Source organism: Bdellovibrionales bacterium, assembly GCA_016716765.1.
In the GTDB taxonomy this organism is placed as follows: Bacteria; Bdellovibrionota; Bdellovibrionia; order Bdellovibrionales; family UBA1609; genus JADJVA01.
On the sequence record JADJVA010000006.1, the window covers coordinates 108141 to 123495 of the forward strand.

Consider the following 15355-nt stretch of genomic DNA (forward strand, 5'->3'; position numbering starts at 1 on the left):
TCCTGTTATTTTCTATCTTGTTGATGAGCAATTTTACTGAAATTTGCTCGTCGATATTCAATGGCCTGTAAAAAACTTTTCATGAGCTGACTCTCGGGCAGCAGATCTGCGGGGCCTGCCGTGAATTCGGGGTGCCACTGAACACCCAAGATATACGGTGATGAATCAGCGGGAGAGGGCAGCATGGCTTCATGACGTATGGCTTCGATGACACCATCGTCAAGGCTTGTTGCTTCAACAATCAATTCTTTGGCAAGTTTTTTTATTCCTTGATGATGCACAGAGTTTACCTTCGCTAGAGGTGTATTTGGATAAATCTGGGAGAGAAATCCATTTGATTCAAGGTTGATCTGATGCCAGTGCTCATCGTAAAGATCTTTGTCTCTGTGAATTTTAGCTTTTTTATTCTGAGTGTTGAGGTCCTGATAGAGAGAACCTCCCTCGGCGACATTTATTATTTGAAGGCCTCTGCAGATTCCGAGAACAGGCAGTCCTATTGCCTTTGCTTCGCGGTAGAGCTTTATTTCATATTGATCCCTAATTCTATCGCCAGGCCAAATATCGCTGATGGGTTCTTCGAAGTAGCTCGAAGGGGCGACGTCAGCTCCTCCGTGCAGAATCAAGCCGTCGGTGAATTTCAGAATCTCCCTTGTTGTTAGACCGCGAGATTCTGTTGGAAGCAACACGGGAAAAGCTCCATGGTTCATTACCCAGTGGGCCATCGACTGTTCATAATAGAGAAGAGTCTTTTTTGAAAAGGTCGCGCGTTCAGGATCTGGATGTAGAAAACAGGAACTGATTCCCACTCGTATCATTCGAGAATTCCCTCGTAGGCATTCCGAAAGATGGCGCGAAAATCATTTTCTGTAACGGGGACAGGGTTTGTTTGATGGCATCCGTCCTGAATTGCGACTTCAACTAAGTTGTCTAGCTGATCTTTTCGGACCCCAATCTCTTTGAGCGTGTGAGGAATTCCAATTTCGCGTCGGAGCCGGATGATCCATTCAATAAATTTTTGAGGGGTTGCTGGAAGGATATTTGCGGCTTGAGCGAGACGAACAAAGCGATCGGGAACAGCTCGACTATTAAAAAGCATGGCGTAAGGAAGAAGGACTCCGTTTGCCAATCCGTGATGTGTGTCACAGACCGTGCTGAGAGCGTGAGCGCAGGAATGAGTCACTCCCAGACCCTTCTGGAAGGCTACAGCTCCCATGTATGCGGCATTCATGATCATGCCCCGCACATTCAGAAAATCTGTTTTGTCTTTTGGTGGTGCTTTAGCCATTGACACACAGGTCTTTAGATTTTGGGCGATGAGGCGAACTCCTTCGAGGGCAATGCCATCTGCCATTGGGTGAAAGCCAATGGCTAAAAAGGCCTCAATCAGATGAGTCAAAGCATCCATCCCCGTTGTGGCTGTAATATCGGGGGGCAGCGAAAGCGTCAGTTCAGGATCAACGTAGACCTCAGAAGGAAGCAAGCGTGGAGAAAAGAGGATCTTTTTAACCTTTGATTGATCATCAGAAACCACAGCGGAGCGACCGACCTCGCTTCCTGTGCCGGCCGTTGTAGGCAGGGCAAAAATGGGCGGAATTGGCTGATCAATGGGAAGTCCATTTGGCTTCCCATCTTCGTAGTCAAAAAGGTCTCCGGGATGATTGACCATCAGAGCAATCGCTTTTGCCACATCTAGGACGGCCCCTCCGCCAATGGCTATAATGACTTCTGCCTTCGATTTTTTGTAACAGGAAACGCCTTCAGTTACCTGAGATTTTACCGGATTGCTCCAAATTCCATCAAATACTTCCACTGTGATCCCAGACTGCGAGAGATTGCCTTTGAGTTCATTCAGAAATGGGAGTTTTGCGACTCCGCGATCTGTCACAATCAAGGCATGATGGAGCTTTCCCTGCTGCAGTGACTTCGTCAGCAGACGCCTGGCTCCCACGCCGTAGTGAATTCGAGTTGGGTAGTTAAAATGCGATATGAGTTCCCCATTATTCATTGATTCATCTCCTCAGGTGACTAAATGATTTCGAGGTAGCGACGACGCTCCCAGTCCGTTACAACTGATTGGGACTTTCTCCATTCCCAGTGTCGTGTTGAAGTAAAATGGCTGACGAAGTCTTCACCGAACATCTCCGCGGCCAGACTTGAACGAACCATTTTGTTAGTTGCCTTATAAAGATTATTGGGCAGGCGAGTTGATTCGGTATCGCCGTATCCGTTTCCGGTGACTTCGGGTTGAAGTGTGAGTTCATTTTGGATGCCGTAGATGCCGCTGGCGATTGCAGCTGCGACGGCCAAGTAAGGATTTATGTCGGCCCCAGCAACTCGGGTTTCGAGACGGGTCGAAGTGGGGCGACCAGAAATCACGCGAAAGGCAGTTGTTCGATTGTCGAGACCCCAGTTGGCCCGGGTTGGAGCCCAATGTCCCTCAACGAGGCGCTTGTAGCTGTTTACGTTGGGAGCGAAGAGGGGCAGAATTTCTGGTAGGCAATGAATCTGTCCAGCTAGGTAGTGTTTAAATATTTTTGACATTTTATTGGTGCTATTTGGATCAAAAAAAACGTTCTGTTTTTCATCGAGGGCCCAAAGACTCTGGTGAATGTGTCCTGAGCAGCCAGCAAGTTTTTCATTCCACTTTGCCATGAAGGAGGGGATGATTCCAAAGCGGCATCCAATCTCCTTTGCCCCGCTTTTGAAGAGAACGCCTCGGTCAGCAGCGGTCAACGCGTCGGTCACGCTGATCGCGGCTTCGTAGACCCCTGGGCCAGTTTCAGTATGAAAGCCCTCGAGTGGAATCTGAAACGCTTCCATTTCGTCCATGAGGGCATTGACGTATTCATTTTCAAAACCGGTTCTGAGAAGAGAATATCCAAACATTCCAGGTGTGAGAGGTTCGGGTTGGTCAAAATTTTTATCATGGAGGGATTGGGGAGTTTCTCGAAAATTAAACCACTCAAATTCCAATCCAACGCGCGGGAAGAATCCAAGAGCTTCTGTTCGCTTAATTACAGATTTGAGCAATTGCCGCGGACAAACGCGAAGAGGTTGCTGCTGCTCATCGAGAAAATGACCAAGAAAAAATGGGATATTATTATCCCAGGGCACTTCCCTGTAGGTGGATAGATCCAACTCAACAAGGGCATCGGGATAACCCGTATGCCAACCGGTGAAGCGCACGTTATCATAGACGGCATCTGTCACATCCCATCCAAAAATAACATTGCAAAAACCAAAGCCATTTTCAAGGGCAGAGAAGAACTTATCCTTGTGGAGATACTTTCCGCGCAAGACCCCATCAATGTCTGTTACCGCTACCTTCACCTTGTGAGAGGGTGACTGGCGAACTTTTTCTAGGATTTCCTTTTGACTGGTATCATTCAAGGTAACCTCCCCTTCATTGTGAGCAGAACAAGACGGACAAATGACTAGTTTGACAGTGCTTTGCAGAGAGACCAGATCAAGATAGTAAAAAATGAGGGGGCCGTCCAGGTGTAAAAGAAGTTAGAATTTGACGAGCTGAATGATAATGAAGCTCTGCATCACCTCGACCAAAGGCTCGATTCACGGTGGGCTGGTTTGGAAAGCAAGCGTTCTCGGATATTTAACTAAGGAGACAGAGAAAATGGGTCGATATATTAATTGACCCTGTGTGATTTTTTGTGAAGCGCAGTCAAGGAACAGGATAGCTGATGAGTCGTGGGGCAAAAAAAATAGATTCAACTCAGGAGGCAGTTGCTTCGGCCTCTATCTTGAGAGAGCTGCATTTCTTTAAGCATTTTCCTGATCACCTACTAGATAAACTGAGTCGTCAGGTTCAGATCAAGACAGCTCCAGCGGGATCCGTGATTTTGACTCAAGGACAAATAAATACAGATCTCTTTATCCTCTTGTCAGGAATCTTATCTGTTTCGGTCGATGGCGGTGTCGTAGCGAGATTGGATAAAAAGGGCGACTTGGTGGGCGAAATGAGCGTAATTACGCACGAACCCGTTGCAGCCACCATTACAGCTGAGATGGAAACACAGATTATAATTTTGAGAGGAAAGGATTTTCTAGCCTTAGAGGGGACGAGCAGTGATGAATTTCAACATGCCTTGTTCCGCGTCTACGCCCATGATCTCTCGAACAAATTAAGAATAACGAATCAAAAAGCCAAATATTTTGAAGATCTAACGATGAAGCTAACTCAGGCTCAGAACGACCTGCGTGAAGTAAATAAGGGCTTAGAAATAAAGGTGGCCAGTCGAACTCTCGATCTAAATAAGCGCACACAGGATTTGCAGAAATCGCATCAAAAGCTTGAACAGCAAAATGCTGAACTGGTAGCAAGTCATAAAAAGATGGAAGAGTTGTATTTCACTCGGGAACTAACATTTCAAAAATTGGAAGAACTTTATAAGAATTCATTGATCCCCCTACAGATGACTTTGCTTCAGATCGAACAAAACAGTGTCGAGGGCAATCAGCAAGATCTCATTAAAACGGCTTCCCACGAGTTGAGTGATGTACTGAATTTATTAGAGCCAGTGGTTTCAATTTATTCTTCTCAGAAAGCAATGAAGAGTAAAAGGGTTCTCCTGGCAGAGTCTAACATGAAGTATCAGATGCTCGCCAAGATGGCTTTAGGGGGGACCGGGGTCGAGTTGGATATAGCTTCAACTATTGAGGAGGGGAAGGCGGCCCTCTCTGGAAAATCCTATGATATCCTATTTGTATCAGCTGAAATGCTTCAGCTTTGTGATTTATCCCAGGCATTGAATCCTTCTATACAAATGGTTTTCATGACCTCTGATCGAATTGATCACTATCTCCCAGCTCTCAGAGAACACAAAGTGATGCCTCACATTGTCTCTCGAGATGAATATGATCGCACCTTTACTATAAAGAATATTGTAACTTCGGTAGCGAAGTTAGCGAGTGGTGATATTTTTGGGGTGAGCAAATATTTGGCTTGGGGTTCTGACTTAAAAACTGTTGAGGTTTCAAGGAGCGACAAGAGAGATCAATTGATTAACGATATGAGCCTTCACTTTGAGCAGCTAGGCATACGTCGAACAGTGAGAGATCGCGCCGCGACAGCACTTGAAGAAATGCTAATGAACGCGATCTATGATGCACCCGTAGGCAAAGATGGAAAGAGCCTCTATAACCATCTTTCGCGTCTTGAATCGGTTTCCTTAAGTCCTGAGCATCAGGCTTCACTTCGCTATGGAACGGATGGAATGATTTTAGCGATTGCTGTCGAGGATCCATTTGGTTCACTCGATGGTGATACTATTCTTAACTATTTGGATAAGTGCTACGGGGGAGTTGCAACGGAAACGGGTCACGACGGCAAGGTGGCGAAAGGCGGAGGCGGCCGAGGCCTCCACCAGATTATTGAGAACTCGGATTTGGTGGTTTTTAATATCCACTTTGGGTTTAGGACCGAAGTGATAGCCCTATTTAATGTCGATCCGAGAGGTGTTGGTCATAAGTTCCCCAGTTTTCATTTGTTCTCACAATAGAGTCGTGCAGCCTCGCTTGAACACATGGATAGCCTTCATCTTATTGATTTTATTATGTAATTTTAATATTTTGTCTTTTGTGATGAGATTAAAATGGGCGTTGCGCTTACAAATCAATAGTGTTAGATTGCCGCGATTCTTAAGGAACATTTAAACGAGTGGATCGAGAGTACAAGCCATGAAAAAAGATATTCACCCAAAAATTCGGGAAGTAGTTTTTAAAGACGTTTCATGTGATTTTTCATTTAAAACCCTATCGACAGCTAGGTCTAAAGAAAATATCAAATGGGAAGACGGAAAGGAGTATCCTCTTGTGACCGTGGATATATCCAGCGCTTCCCACCCATTCTATACTGGCAAACAGCGTCTCATTGATACAGAGGGACGTGCTGAGAAGTTTGCTAAAAAATATGGACGCAAGTCCGGGGCTACGGGCGGCAACTAGGTCCTCTCGTTTCTATTCCGGACTAGTTAATTAGCAAGGGGAGCGGGCGCTATCATGGGCCCGTTTTCGGTGCCGGTTGAGGTAGGTCTTTTCTGTCAGGGGTGGATTGGCATTCCTGATTTTTTTATTTTATCTCGAGAATAAATAAACTTTTATTATAAACACAAAATATTTTTCCGATAACTAGATGAGGATTGTTTATTTCTTCTTGTTTCGGTTTTTTTAATTTCCTGAGGTTAAAGTCTGGGAGTTGGAGTTTTGAGACGTCTTAAGAAACACGCCGCTTCATTCGAAAAAATGGACCGGTTTCGCCCCGACGATTATTCTCAACAATTGCGTGATTCACTCTTATCCATTTTAATTCAGCTTCCTTTTCCGGCCTTGTTAACAGATCCGACGGGTGCAATTTTGGGCATGAGTAAAGCCGCACAAAAAGAACTCGCCGAATTGAATGGGACAGAATTGATCAATGGAGCAAAATTAGGAGAATTTTTCGCGCCCCCCAAGAATGACTCGCTCAAGTTTTCTCTGACAAAGACTAACAGTTTTTTTGAGGAAGTGTCTTGGCGAGAGCAACCAAATGAAGAACCAATGCGGTTAGACTTCATTTATTGTTTTTCTTGCTGGTTTGTGACCTGGAAAGAGCCCGAGGGCATTTTTGTTGAAGAGCTTCGTCAGCGATTTGAAAAGAGTGCTCCCCTCATTTCGGTGGGAGAGATGGCTGGAAGTATTGCTCATGAAATCAATAACCCATTGACGATTCTTCTCTGGCAGGCGGGGCGTTTGAAAATGCTTTCAGATCGAGGAAAGCTTGATTCTGGAATTGTTGATAAAATCAGTTTGGAAATTGAGCAAACAGTTTCGCGCATCGTTCGAATTGTTAAGACTTTAAAGACCGCTCTACATGGACACGAAGGCCAAAAACTTGAAAAAATAGATATTGGGCAGTTGACTGATGAGATCTATGAGTTGAGTTCTGCTCGGCTAAACAGGCTTGAAATAGAATGGAGACATCACCAGTGGGTAGGGCCCCTGATGGTTATGGCGCAACCCACGGCTCTTTCTCAGGTTTTGTTGAACCTTGTTAGTAATTCCTGTGATGCTCTTGAGCAATCACGCGCCGATCGGTGGATTGATATTAGGTTTGTGGAGAGGGACAGTCAGCTTGAGATTCAATTTTCTGATAGTGGTCAGGGGATTCCTCCTGAGGTTTATGCCAGACTCTTTGAACCTTTTGTGACGACGAAGCCTCCTGGCAAAGGCACAGGCCTAGGTTTAGGGCTGTGCCGCAAGTACATGCAGAATCAGGGTGGTGATTTTAAGTACAATCAATTGAACCCAAACACTCAATTTATCCTTACACTCCGCCGTATTTAATTCGCTCTGGGTAATGCCGCACAACGATAGAGTACGATTTCAAGGCCTCGCGTTGACTCGGTTGAGGCCCTCCTTTATTTTTGAGACAAAGTTTGAGATGAAGGAGATATGATTATGCAAAGATCCCATAGGTTCTGGCTTCTGAGTGTTCTGGTTTTTTTCGCGGCAATGAGCCGGTGGGTGCCTCACGCTCCTAATTTCACTCCCATCATGGCGATGGCCCTTTTCTCAGGGACATTTTTTCGCCGTTGGGAACACGCATTGGCCGTCCCCTTTCTGGGCTTATTGATTTCGGATTTTGGTTTGGGGTTTCATGACCAAATGATTCCGGTCTATATCAGTTTTGGTTTGGCCGTCGGCATAGGGCATTGGATCGGATTACGTGGTGATGCGGTCAAGACATTAGCAAAGCGACTTCCTTTTGGAATTGTTTCGTCAAGCCTTGTCTTTTTTCTTATTTCAAATTTCTTTGTGTGGGCTTTTGCAGGGATGTATCCTTTGACTTCGGATGGATTCGTTCAATGCTATATGATGGCAATTCCTTTTCTGCATAATGAGCTTTTGGGCAATCTTGTGTTCAGCTCTGCACTCTTTGGTTCTTTGTACGCGGTCAGATTTTTGGCTCCACAGTTGTGGGGTCAGTGTGAGCAGGGCAGGTGGCCGGTTCGTAGCCGAGATTCTAGAGACTGCGTCGCCTAAAACACTAAAAGCCATAGGAATAGGATGGGGGCTCCCACCCAACGGATTTAAAAAGATGGGTCATCAATTCTCTGCGAACTTCAATCCAGGACTTCACTCCTAAGGATTCTTTTCCAAAATTCAGATGACGAAAGCCACCCTTTAAAACTGAGGTGCTATTTGAGGTCTCTCGGACCGTCCATGCGGAGAGTTTATTGTGTTCAATAAAAGACCTGATTCCCGAGGGGCTTACAAGTTCATCATATGGATCAACAAATACAAGGGTCGGAATATTCAAGCTCTGATCGGCATTTGAGTGCAGTTGATCCACCAAACGAAAAAGGCTTCGAAAGCTTTTCATTTTTATTCCATACATGACCCGATAGGCTTCGGGAATAAAGCTAGGAAGAGAAAAATCTTCGCCGAAGACAAAAAACAGGCGGATCAAATAGGAATAAAATCTGAGAGAGATAGCCGGGGCGAACAAGACCACTCCATCCATCCTGTAAGTGTCTTCTATCTTTTGAGAAAGAATTTCTTCGTAAAGTGCTCCGCCCAAAGAGAATCCAACATAAAAGCTTGGTAGATTTCCCAATTCTTTGGCCCGTGCTTTTGCCACACAGAGGCTTGCCCTTAGGTGCCCGGCCCAGCTGACATAAGGTTCAACCCCCTCATCAGTTGTGAGAAGGCGATGTCCGGGAAGTCCAACTTGAAGAACTTCGCCGCCAAAATCCTGAAGCACTCCTCTGATGTCATCCATCGTGCCTGATTTGAGATCGAGTCCGTGTGTCACAACTGCGACAAATTTTGGATCTTTGTTGGCATGATGCCACTGGGTTTTAAGTTCCCGAGTCGAGAGGTCATCCCAACGTGGCTGAAGGTCATTGATCGTGAGCTTTCGATCACTGCAATGAAAGACCCCAAAAGTGGGATCGTAGCCCAAGCCTGTGGCACTTCCTCGCACAGGGGAAAAAAACAAAAACAATGAAGTCGCTAATAGGCATAAGGATATCCCCTTGTGCGAGCGAGAACAGACAGTGATGTTTGTAATGACCTTGCTTGATATCAAATCAAAATTCCTGCAATCGTCGCTGTCATAAAGGTTGAAAAGCTACCTGCTATTACAGACCGAATTCCCATCTCTGCCAAGTCAGATTTTCTTGTTGGAGCCATTCCGCCAATGCCTCCAATCTGAATAGCGATGGAGCAAAAATTGGCAAAGCCGCAAAGAGCATAGGACAAAATGATCATGGTGCGGTGACTGACTTGTGCTGAAATCTCTGAAAGGTGAAGGTAGGCGACGAACTCATTAAAAACAATTTTTTCTCCAAGTAAGGTGCCAGCCATTCCACACTCAGTCCAGGGGACGCCCATGAGAAAAGCGATGGGCGAAAAAAGCCAACCAAGAATAACTTGGAAACTGAGTTCCGTCGGTTTATTCCCCCGAAAAACTTCTGGGATTGAGTTGATTCCCCAATGATCAAATCCAATCAAATGTCCAAATTGAACGAATAAAGCGTTCACCATTGCAATGAGTGCAATAAAGGCCAAAAGCATGGCCGCCACGTTGAGTGCTAAGAGCAAGCCTTCATTGGCTCCTCGAGCGGCGGCCTCAATGACATTGCGATCAATCACTTCCTCGCTGGATTTTGGGAGTTTCCCCAAAGTTTCGGGGTGAATGGTCTCGGGAATCATGAGTTTGGCGATCACGAGGGTGGCCGGGGCTGACATCACACTCGCCGTCAGAAGATGGCCTGCAATGTCGGGAATGCGGTCTTTGAGAAGACCCACGTAGGCAGCCATCACTCCACCCGCAACAGAGGCCATCCCTCCCACCATAACAGCAAAGAGTTCGGAACGAGTCAGGGATCCCACGTACGGCTTGATAACAAGAGGAGCCTCCGTCTGTCCCACGAAGATATTGGCAGCCGTAGAAAGAGATTCCGCTCCACTAATTCCCATGGTTTTCTGCATGATATAGGCTATCCCATTTACAAGTTTTTGCATGACACCGAGATGATAAAGAACCGCCATCAATGAGGCCATAAAAATAATGGTGGGTAAGACCTGAAAAGCAAAAATAAAGCCTGATTTTTGAACGTTTAACAGCTCACCAAAAACAAAACGACTGCCCTCCTCGGTGAACTCAAGGGCTGCCACAATCGCGGTATTGGCCATATCAAAAATAAAACGCAAAGGGCCCGGAATTCCAAGAGCTGGAATGCCGAGCACAGAGATGGCGAGGAATATCTGAAGGACCATTCCCCATCCAACGAGTTTCCAAGATACCTTATCTTTTCTCTCCGACATAAAATAGGAAATGAGAATAAACCCCGTGAGGCCAAAAAAACCTATCCATCGTCCCATAATGTGTTTCCTTCGTTGGATTCGACATCTCTGTATCTTGGTTTATGAGTATCTCTATCTTGTTTAGACCTGCAATTTGGCAAAGTACACAGTTAATTTTGCGGGGACTCTTGATCAGATTTAGGAAGGAGACTTGAAGAACTTTCTAATGCGCGGGGGATGTGGGTCCAAGACAATTTTTTTGGTATCACTGTCTCAAGATGAGACGCAGTTTCATCAATGTGACGATATTTGGCTTCAAATTTGATACACTCTACTCATGTGGGTGTGACTGCCGGAATGATCCTGGCCGGACCCAGAGACATATGTGATCTTTTGGACGTAAATCGGTTTAGAGATTGAATGAGTAAGGTTGGAGGATTTTATGAAGACGGAGTTACTTGTTATGAGCGCTGTGAGGGTCATTGCAATGGCGTGTATTGCTATGGGGATTTCTCACCGCTCTCTGGCGGGTGATGGTGACGGCGGCCTCGCAGCTGAGGCTCCTTCAGGCCAACCGGAATCTTCTGGTTCATCCAGGATTGCTCCGCCAAGGTTTGCTCGAGGTGTTGGAGCGGGAGCACAGACTTACGAGAGAATGTGCAGCAAACCCGCTGTGGAAAAAAATTATGAAAAGTGTGTTATCAAAAATGATTTGGCCTCGCGTGAGATCGGAGAAGCTATCTCGATTCCTGACGGAAGTTCGCCAGAGGGGATTCAGGAGCAGTCAACGGCTGGGTCCGATAGGGCGGCCGTTGCTCGCGATGTGAACATACGTGCCGGGCAGATTTGTGTCTCTGAGGGACGTGCCTGCGTTGAAGGATGTAAAAAAGCGGGAAAGACACTTCTCGGTGAATATCAGGCCAAAGTCTCTTGCGGAGCCCAGTCGCCAGAGTGCCCAAAAGCTGCAGAAGAGATCCGAGCGAACATGCGAAGAGCTAAAGATGGCGAAAAGGAATGCAAAGAGTATTTTGAAGCAATTGTCAGTCAGTACACTGGCAGTATTGCTAGCTTGGACTCTGCGGGAGCCCAATACGGAAACGTCAGAGACGCGACGGGATCTAGTGGTACCGGTGCTGGTCGAGGCGGTGCTCATTCAGAAGGGGGTGGGCCGTCTAAATTTGACCAACTTGGCGGAGGTTCAGATTCCCCAACCCCGAAAGACAGCAGTGGAGGTTCGAGCATGAGCCCTTGGCTCGTAGGTGGAATTGGGGCTGCCGTTGGCGGCATTGCGGGCTACATGTTTGGCAAAAACACGGGCGAAGAAGAAGGCTATGAGGCAGGAAAAAAGGACGCCGAAGAGGCTGCAAGAAAAGAGGAAGAAGACGCAGACGGTGACGGAAGTGCAGATTGCGCGAAGGCTGAGTCGGCAACCAAAACGGAATGCAAAGGTACTTTTTACGCCAAGTGCGACAAGGATCCTACAGCAGAGGGTTGTTCAGACTTTTCAGATAGCTATTGCAAGACGACAGATCCCGTTCCGGATGCTGCCTTTTGCCGCAAGATGAGCGCGGCCAACTACTGTTCGAAGAGCGACAGCATTAACAAGGGAAACTGCATGAGCTGTCGGGAAATATCGAGTGGATTCACGGGGCAGTATTCGCCTGAGGACTTAGCCAATTCATGCGCTCTTTGTTCTGGAGATCCCTTGTGCTCCACGGGTGGTTCTTATTTCGCCTATCGTGCAGCAGTTGGAAATACCACCCTTGCCGGTGGCAATAGCTTATCGCCGAATTTGCCGGGCACAGCGGGAGCAGGGAGCGGGGGAGGCTCGGGTTCATCGGTGGGAGGAGTGTCAACAGGATCTGGTGGGGCTGGCACTGGCGGGAGCGGACCTTTTGGCCAATCCTTGACTGGAGGAGGATCTTTGGCAGGTGGTACAATGCAAGTTCAAAATTCTGGAGCGAATCAATATCGAATTTCAAGTTCACACGGTCAGAGCAACTTTCGAGTTCACTCTTCGGTCATTCAACGGTTTTGTCAACAAGGCTCAATGGTTGGTTGTGGCCCCTTGGTCGGTGTCTCGGGAGGCAGGGGAGTCTCAAGCAGCCCAAGTGAAGGGGAGAGTTTAACAGGAGTGGGTGCCCAATAAGTTTTATCGATTGGGCGCCGGGGTGATTTCGGAAGTGCGGGTGTTATGTATAGGGTTTTTCTGATTTGTACACTTTTATTTGGATTTGAGGTGAATGCCGAAGGCGATTCACTTCCTGTGCCTATTCAGGATATTACAGTTGTAACGATGAGTAAGGGTGGGGAATTAAAGGAGTTTTCTGAAGCCTATGCGATTGAGATTGCCGCTATTTTAGAAACTCCACTCCATCCTGAAAATTACTTCCCTGTGAATCTAGAAAAGTCAAATTGTTCGCAGATTGAAGAAGATCTTGGGATGGAAGTAAACTATTTATTGGAGCTCCCAATAATGATAGGTTCTCTTGTTACATCCAAAATTGCACTTTTGAACGAGTCGCAGAAAGAAACTCTAAAGAAAGTACCTTTTTGTGAGCCCTATTTACTTGATTTGAAAATAATCGCTCTTCAGCTCGATGGGTGGAAGTTGGTAAAAAGAGAGATTGTACCCCCTAATAAAATCCCTTCTAAACTGAAGAAGGCTTAATATCTTTCCTTCGACAGGCACAGAGACATGAGATGGTAAGTTTTGAAGATCTTTATAAGCAATATGCGAAACTGGTTTTTACGGTTGCGAATCGGATTGTTTTGTCGGCGCCTGTTGCGGAGGAGATAGTGCAAGAGACTTTTATTAGGTGTTTTGGAAAATTGAGTGAAATAAGGCAAGAGAATCCAAAATATTGGCTTGTGAAAGTTGCAACAAACCTGAGCCTTGACGAAATCCGTCGAAGGAGATCCAGAGGTTCGGACCTGTTTTCTACCCTCAGTCGGGCTTTCCCATTGTTTACTACGACCATTGGGACAAGAGTTTCAAACCGGCAAAGATCCCAATTGATTCTTGAAAAGTTAAGTTCTGATGAGAGAGCACTTGTTGTCCTGCGATTGACTTATGACTATAGTTACTCGGAGATAGCTGATATTCTTGAATTACCTGAAGGAACAGTGAAGTCAAAGATTTCGCGCCTTCTGGATAAGTTGCGAGAGGAGGTAAAAGAAGTTGAGTGATACTGATGACCAGGTCGAAAAAGAATTGCGTCAGACGATGGATCTTGATTCTCTCGAGATGGATGAAGACCGCAAAGATCGAATGTGGATGAAAATCCAAAAGGCCACTTATGGGAACATTCAGGTTGGGGGCGTAGAATTTTCGCACAATGAAGAGGGATCTGTTTTTCGGTCGGCTGCTTTTCGCTCTGTGCCTCTTCGCTATGCTCTTTCTTTGATTTTACTTTTGGCGGCTCTTCTATTGTTCATTTTTGTTTAGAACTTTTATTTGTCCACCGTTGACAATGCAGACCAGAAACCTCGCTTTTTTGGAGAGGTCAGCATTATTTTGTCCATTTATGAATTCTGAGCATTCCTCTATTATTTCGTTATTTTTCAGCAAGAGGCATTCAGTTTGCGATTTCGCAAACGAGGGAGTGGTCAGCTCTTTGCTATTTAGTCTGAAGTAGCAATCGTCATAGATGATTCGGGCAGCATGAATCTGCTCTTGGCGATAGGGAGTTGAAGCTTGGTTGTGGGCCTCAGGAATGTGAAGATTTATGCAGGCTGGGAGGTTCGGATTAAAGTCAGCATGGCCGCAATCTTCAGTGCAGATCCCACACCTTTTTTCGAGAAAAGTGCATATTGAATCTCCGCATGATACGGATGGGTATTCTGTTGATATTTTCTTCAAGCGATCGCTGATCGCCTGGAGACAGCCAGAGAGCTTCAACTTTTGGTCACCTTTTGTCGTTTTCGCGTGCAAACCAGCGCAAGGGGAATCGACTCTATCGCAGGGGTAATCTTGACATTTTTCCAGGAGGTCCACATAAGAGATCCTGGATGACTGGCTTTCCTTGGTTTTCATGGGGCTTCTTTTTTTTGGTGGGCTCCTCACAGGATTGGGTTGATGAGATTCAATACCGGTATCGTTATTGGCAGGCCCTCTATTTTTAGACGGGTTCCAGTGAAAAAGAGTGAAATAGATGGTCGAGAGGAGAAATACAAAAGTGGAGATAGCCAATACGCCCTTGGAGGTTCGCTCTGATTGAGGATTTTTAGAATCACTTGGTTGAACCTTTCTTAATTCTTGCTCTAAAAGAAGGGCATTTGAGTATCGATCAGACACAGACTTTTTTAAGCACTTGAGAATAATCCGATCCGCAGTTGAAGGGATTTTTTTGTTAATTTGAGAAGGAGGTAGAGGCTCCGCATAAGAGATATTTGAGAATGTCTGGCCAAGCGTATTCCCGAGGAAGGGATGTATTCCTGTGAGTAACTGGTAGAAAATGATCCCCAAGGAAAAAATATCAGAGCGCAAATCCAGTGTGTCACCACGAATTTGCTCTGGAGACATTGAACAGGGGGAGCCAGTTAAATTTTTGGTCAAGTGCTGCTGAGAGTTTTGATCTTTAACAATTCCAAAGTCCATTATTTTGATATGCTCGTTCGAGTCGAGCATGATGTTTGCGGGCTTAAGATCTCTGTGAATCAAATTTGCTGCGTGAATGGCATGCAGACCTTGGCAAATCTGGATCATGATTCGCAGTGATTTCTTGATATCAATCTCCCTACGTCCTTCAAGAAGCACAGTGAGTTCCGACCCATCAATATACTCCATGCTAATGTAGGGATTTTTATCATCGGGACAAACATCAAAAATTCTTACAACGTGGGGGTGATTAATTTTGGCGAGATAATGAGCTTCATTGATGAAACGGTGATAAACCTCTGGTTGAATCTCGTCAGCAGGTATATTTTGGGGGAGGGTCTTGATGGCGACCTGCATGTTCAAATAGGGGTCATAGGCCAGATAGACATGGCCCATAGCACCCCTGCCGATTTCTCTCAATATTTGATATCGACCTATGTTTTTCACTTG

General features: G+C 45.9%; 14 protein-coding genes. 8 read left to right on the top strand and 6 right to left on the bottom strand.

Annotated elements, in window-relative coordinates; genetic code table 11:
• Positions 1–5 precede the first annotated feature (5 nt).
• The 3 genes from IPL83_04505 to IPL83_04515 are packed head-to-tail and all read right to left on the bottom strand — an operon-like array spanning position 6 to position 3390.
• Positions 6–815: a type 1 glutamine amidotransferase gene (locus tag IPL83_04505; protein MBK9038416.1), complete on the bottom strand. Its 810-nt coding sequence runs from the start codon at positions 813–815 to the stop codon at positions 6–8.
• A complete protein-coding gene (locus IPL83_04510; protein MBK9038417.1) occupies positions 812–2005 on the bottom strand; it encodes an iron-containing alcohol dehydrogenase in 1194 nt (397 codons plus the stop codon). Before IPL83_04510 ends, IPL83_04505 begins: the two co-directional genes overlap by 4 nt.
• Positions 2006–2025: 20 nt before the next feature.
• Positions 2026–3390, bottom strand: a complete 1365-nt coding sequence (locus IPL83_04515) for a glutamine synthetase (protein MBK9038418.1) — start codon at positions 3388–3390, stop codon at positions 2026–2028.
• Positions 3391–3698: 308 nt separating this feature from the next.
• Here IPL83_04515 and IPL83_04520 point away from each other — a divergent pair, with 308 nt between their 5' ends.
• The 4 genes from IPL83_04520 (at position 3699) to IPL83_04535 (ending at position 8037) form a co-directional block, all read left to right on the top strand.
• A complete protein-coding gene (locus tag IPL83_04520) occupies positions 3699–5516 on the top strand; it encodes a cyclic nucleotide-binding domain-containing protein (protein MBK9038419.1) in 1818 nt (605 codons plus the stop codon).
• A gap of 178 nt (positions 5517–5694) precedes the next feature.
• Positions 5695–5961, top strand: a complete 267-nt coding sequence (locus tag IPL83_04525; GenBank protein MBK9038420.1) for a type B 50S ribosomal protein L31 — start codon at positions 5695–5697, stop codon at positions 5959–5961.
• A gap of 258 nt (positions 5962–6219) precedes the next feature.
• Entirely contained in the window at positions 6220–7338 is a 1119-nt protein-coding gene (locus IPL83_04530) for a hypothetical protein (GenBank protein MBK9038421.1), read from the top strand.
• A gap of 114 nt (positions 7339–7452) precedes the next feature.
• Positions 7453–8037, top strand: a complete 585-nt coding sequence (locus IPL83_04535) for a hypothetical protein (protein ID MBK9038422.1) — start codon at positions 7453–7455, stop codon at positions 8035–8037.
• A gap of 4 nt (positions 8038–8041) precedes the next feature.
• Here IPL83_04535 and IPL83_04540 read toward each other — a convergent pair whose 3' ends face one another.
• Positions 8042–9085, bottom strand: a complete 1044-nt coding sequence (locus tag IPL83_04540) for a hypothetical protein (protein MBK9038423.1) — start codon at positions 9083–9085, stop codon at positions 8042–8044.
• Complete coding sequence (locus tag IPL83_04545; GenBank protein MBK9038424.1) at positions 9082–10383, bottom strand: NupC/NupG family nucleoside CNT transporter; 1302 nt, start codon at positions 10381–10383, stop codon at positions 9082–9084. The genes IPL83_04540 and IPL83_04545 overlap by 4 nt, the downstream gene beginning before the upstream one ends.
• A 364-nt stretch (positions 10384–10747) precedes the next feature.
• Here IPL83_04545 and IPL83_04550 point away from each other — a divergent pair, with 364 nt between their 5' ends.
• The 4 genes from IPL83_04550 to IPL83_04565 are packed head-to-tail and all read left to right on the top strand — an operon-like array spanning position 10748 to position 13753.
• Positions 10748–12454 carry a hypothetical protein gene (locus tag IPL83_04550; GenBank protein MBK9038425.1) on the top strand — a complete coding sequence of 569 codons (1707 nt, stop codon included), beginning with the start codon at positions 10748–10750 and terminating at the stop codon, positions 12452–12454.
• A gap of 45 nt (positions 12455–12499) precedes the next feature.
• Positions 12500–12976 carry a hypothetical protein gene (locus tag IPL83_04555; GenBank protein ID MBK9038426.1) on the top strand — a complete coding sequence of 159 codons (477 nt, stop codon included), beginning with the start codon at positions 12500–12502 and terminating at the stop codon, positions 12974–12976.
• Between the two features lie 32 nt (positions 12977–13008).
• Positions 13009–13494: a sigma-70 family RNA polymerase sigma factor gene (locus tag IPL83_04560; GenBank protein MBK9038427.1), complete on the top strand. Its 486-nt coding sequence runs from the start codon at positions 13009–13011 to the stop codon at positions 13492–13494.
• A complete protein-coding gene (locus tag IPL83_04565) occupies positions 13487–13753 on the top strand; it encodes a hypothetical protein (GenBank protein MBK9038428.1) in 267 nt (88 codons plus the stop codon). Before IPL83_04560 ends, IPL83_04565 begins: the two co-directional genes overlap by 8 nt.
• Here IPL83_04565 and IPL83_04570 read toward each other — a convergent pair.
• Positions 13733–15352, bottom strand: a complete 1620-nt coding sequence (locus IPL83_04570; protein MBK9038429.1) for a serine/threonine protein kinase — start codon at positions 15350–15352, stop codon at positions 13733–13735. The two genes, IPL83_04565 and IPL83_04570, sit on opposite strands and share 21 nt — an antisense overlap.
• Positions 15353–15355 lie beyond the last annotated feature (3 nt).

Excerpts from the sequence above, each read along its gene's own strand:
- IPL83_04525 (MBK9038420.1), top strand. The coding sequence starts at position 5,695 with ATGAAAAAAGATATTCACCCAAAAATTCGGGAAGTAGTTTTTAAAGAC.
- IPL83_04545 (MBK9038424.1), bottom strand. The coding sequence starts at position 10,383 with ATGGGACGATGGATAGGTTTTTTTGGCCTCACGGGGTTTATTCTCATT.
- IPL83_04560 (MBK9038427.1), top strand. The coding sequence starts at position 13,009 with ATGGTAAGTTTTGAAGATCTTTATAAGCAATATGCGAAACTGGTTTTT.
- IPL83_04510 (MBK9038417.1), bottom strand. The coding sequence starts at position 2,005 with ATGAATAATGGGGAACTCATATCGCATTTTAACTACCCAACTCGAATT.
- IPL83_04535 (MBK9038422.1), top strand. The coding sequence starts at position 7,453 with ATGCAAAGATCCCATAGGTTCTGGCTTCTGAGTGTTCTGGTTTTTTTC.
- IPL83_04520 (MBK9038419.1), top strand. The coding sequence starts at position 3,699 with ATGAGTCGTGGGGCAAAAAAAATAGATTCAACTCAGGAGGCAGTTGCT.
- IPL83_04555 (MBK9038426.1), top strand. The coding sequence starts at position 12,500 with ATGTATAGGGTTTTTCTGATTTGTACACTTTTATTTGGATTTGAGGTG.
- IPL83_04550 (MBK9038425.1), top strand. The coding sequence starts at position 10,748 with ATGAAGACGGAGTTACTTGTTATGAGCGCTGTGAGGGTCATTGCAATG.
- IPL83_04505 (MBK9038416.1), bottom strand. The coding sequence starts at position 815 with ATGATACGAGTGGGAATCAGTTCCTGTTTTCTACATCCAGATCCTGAA.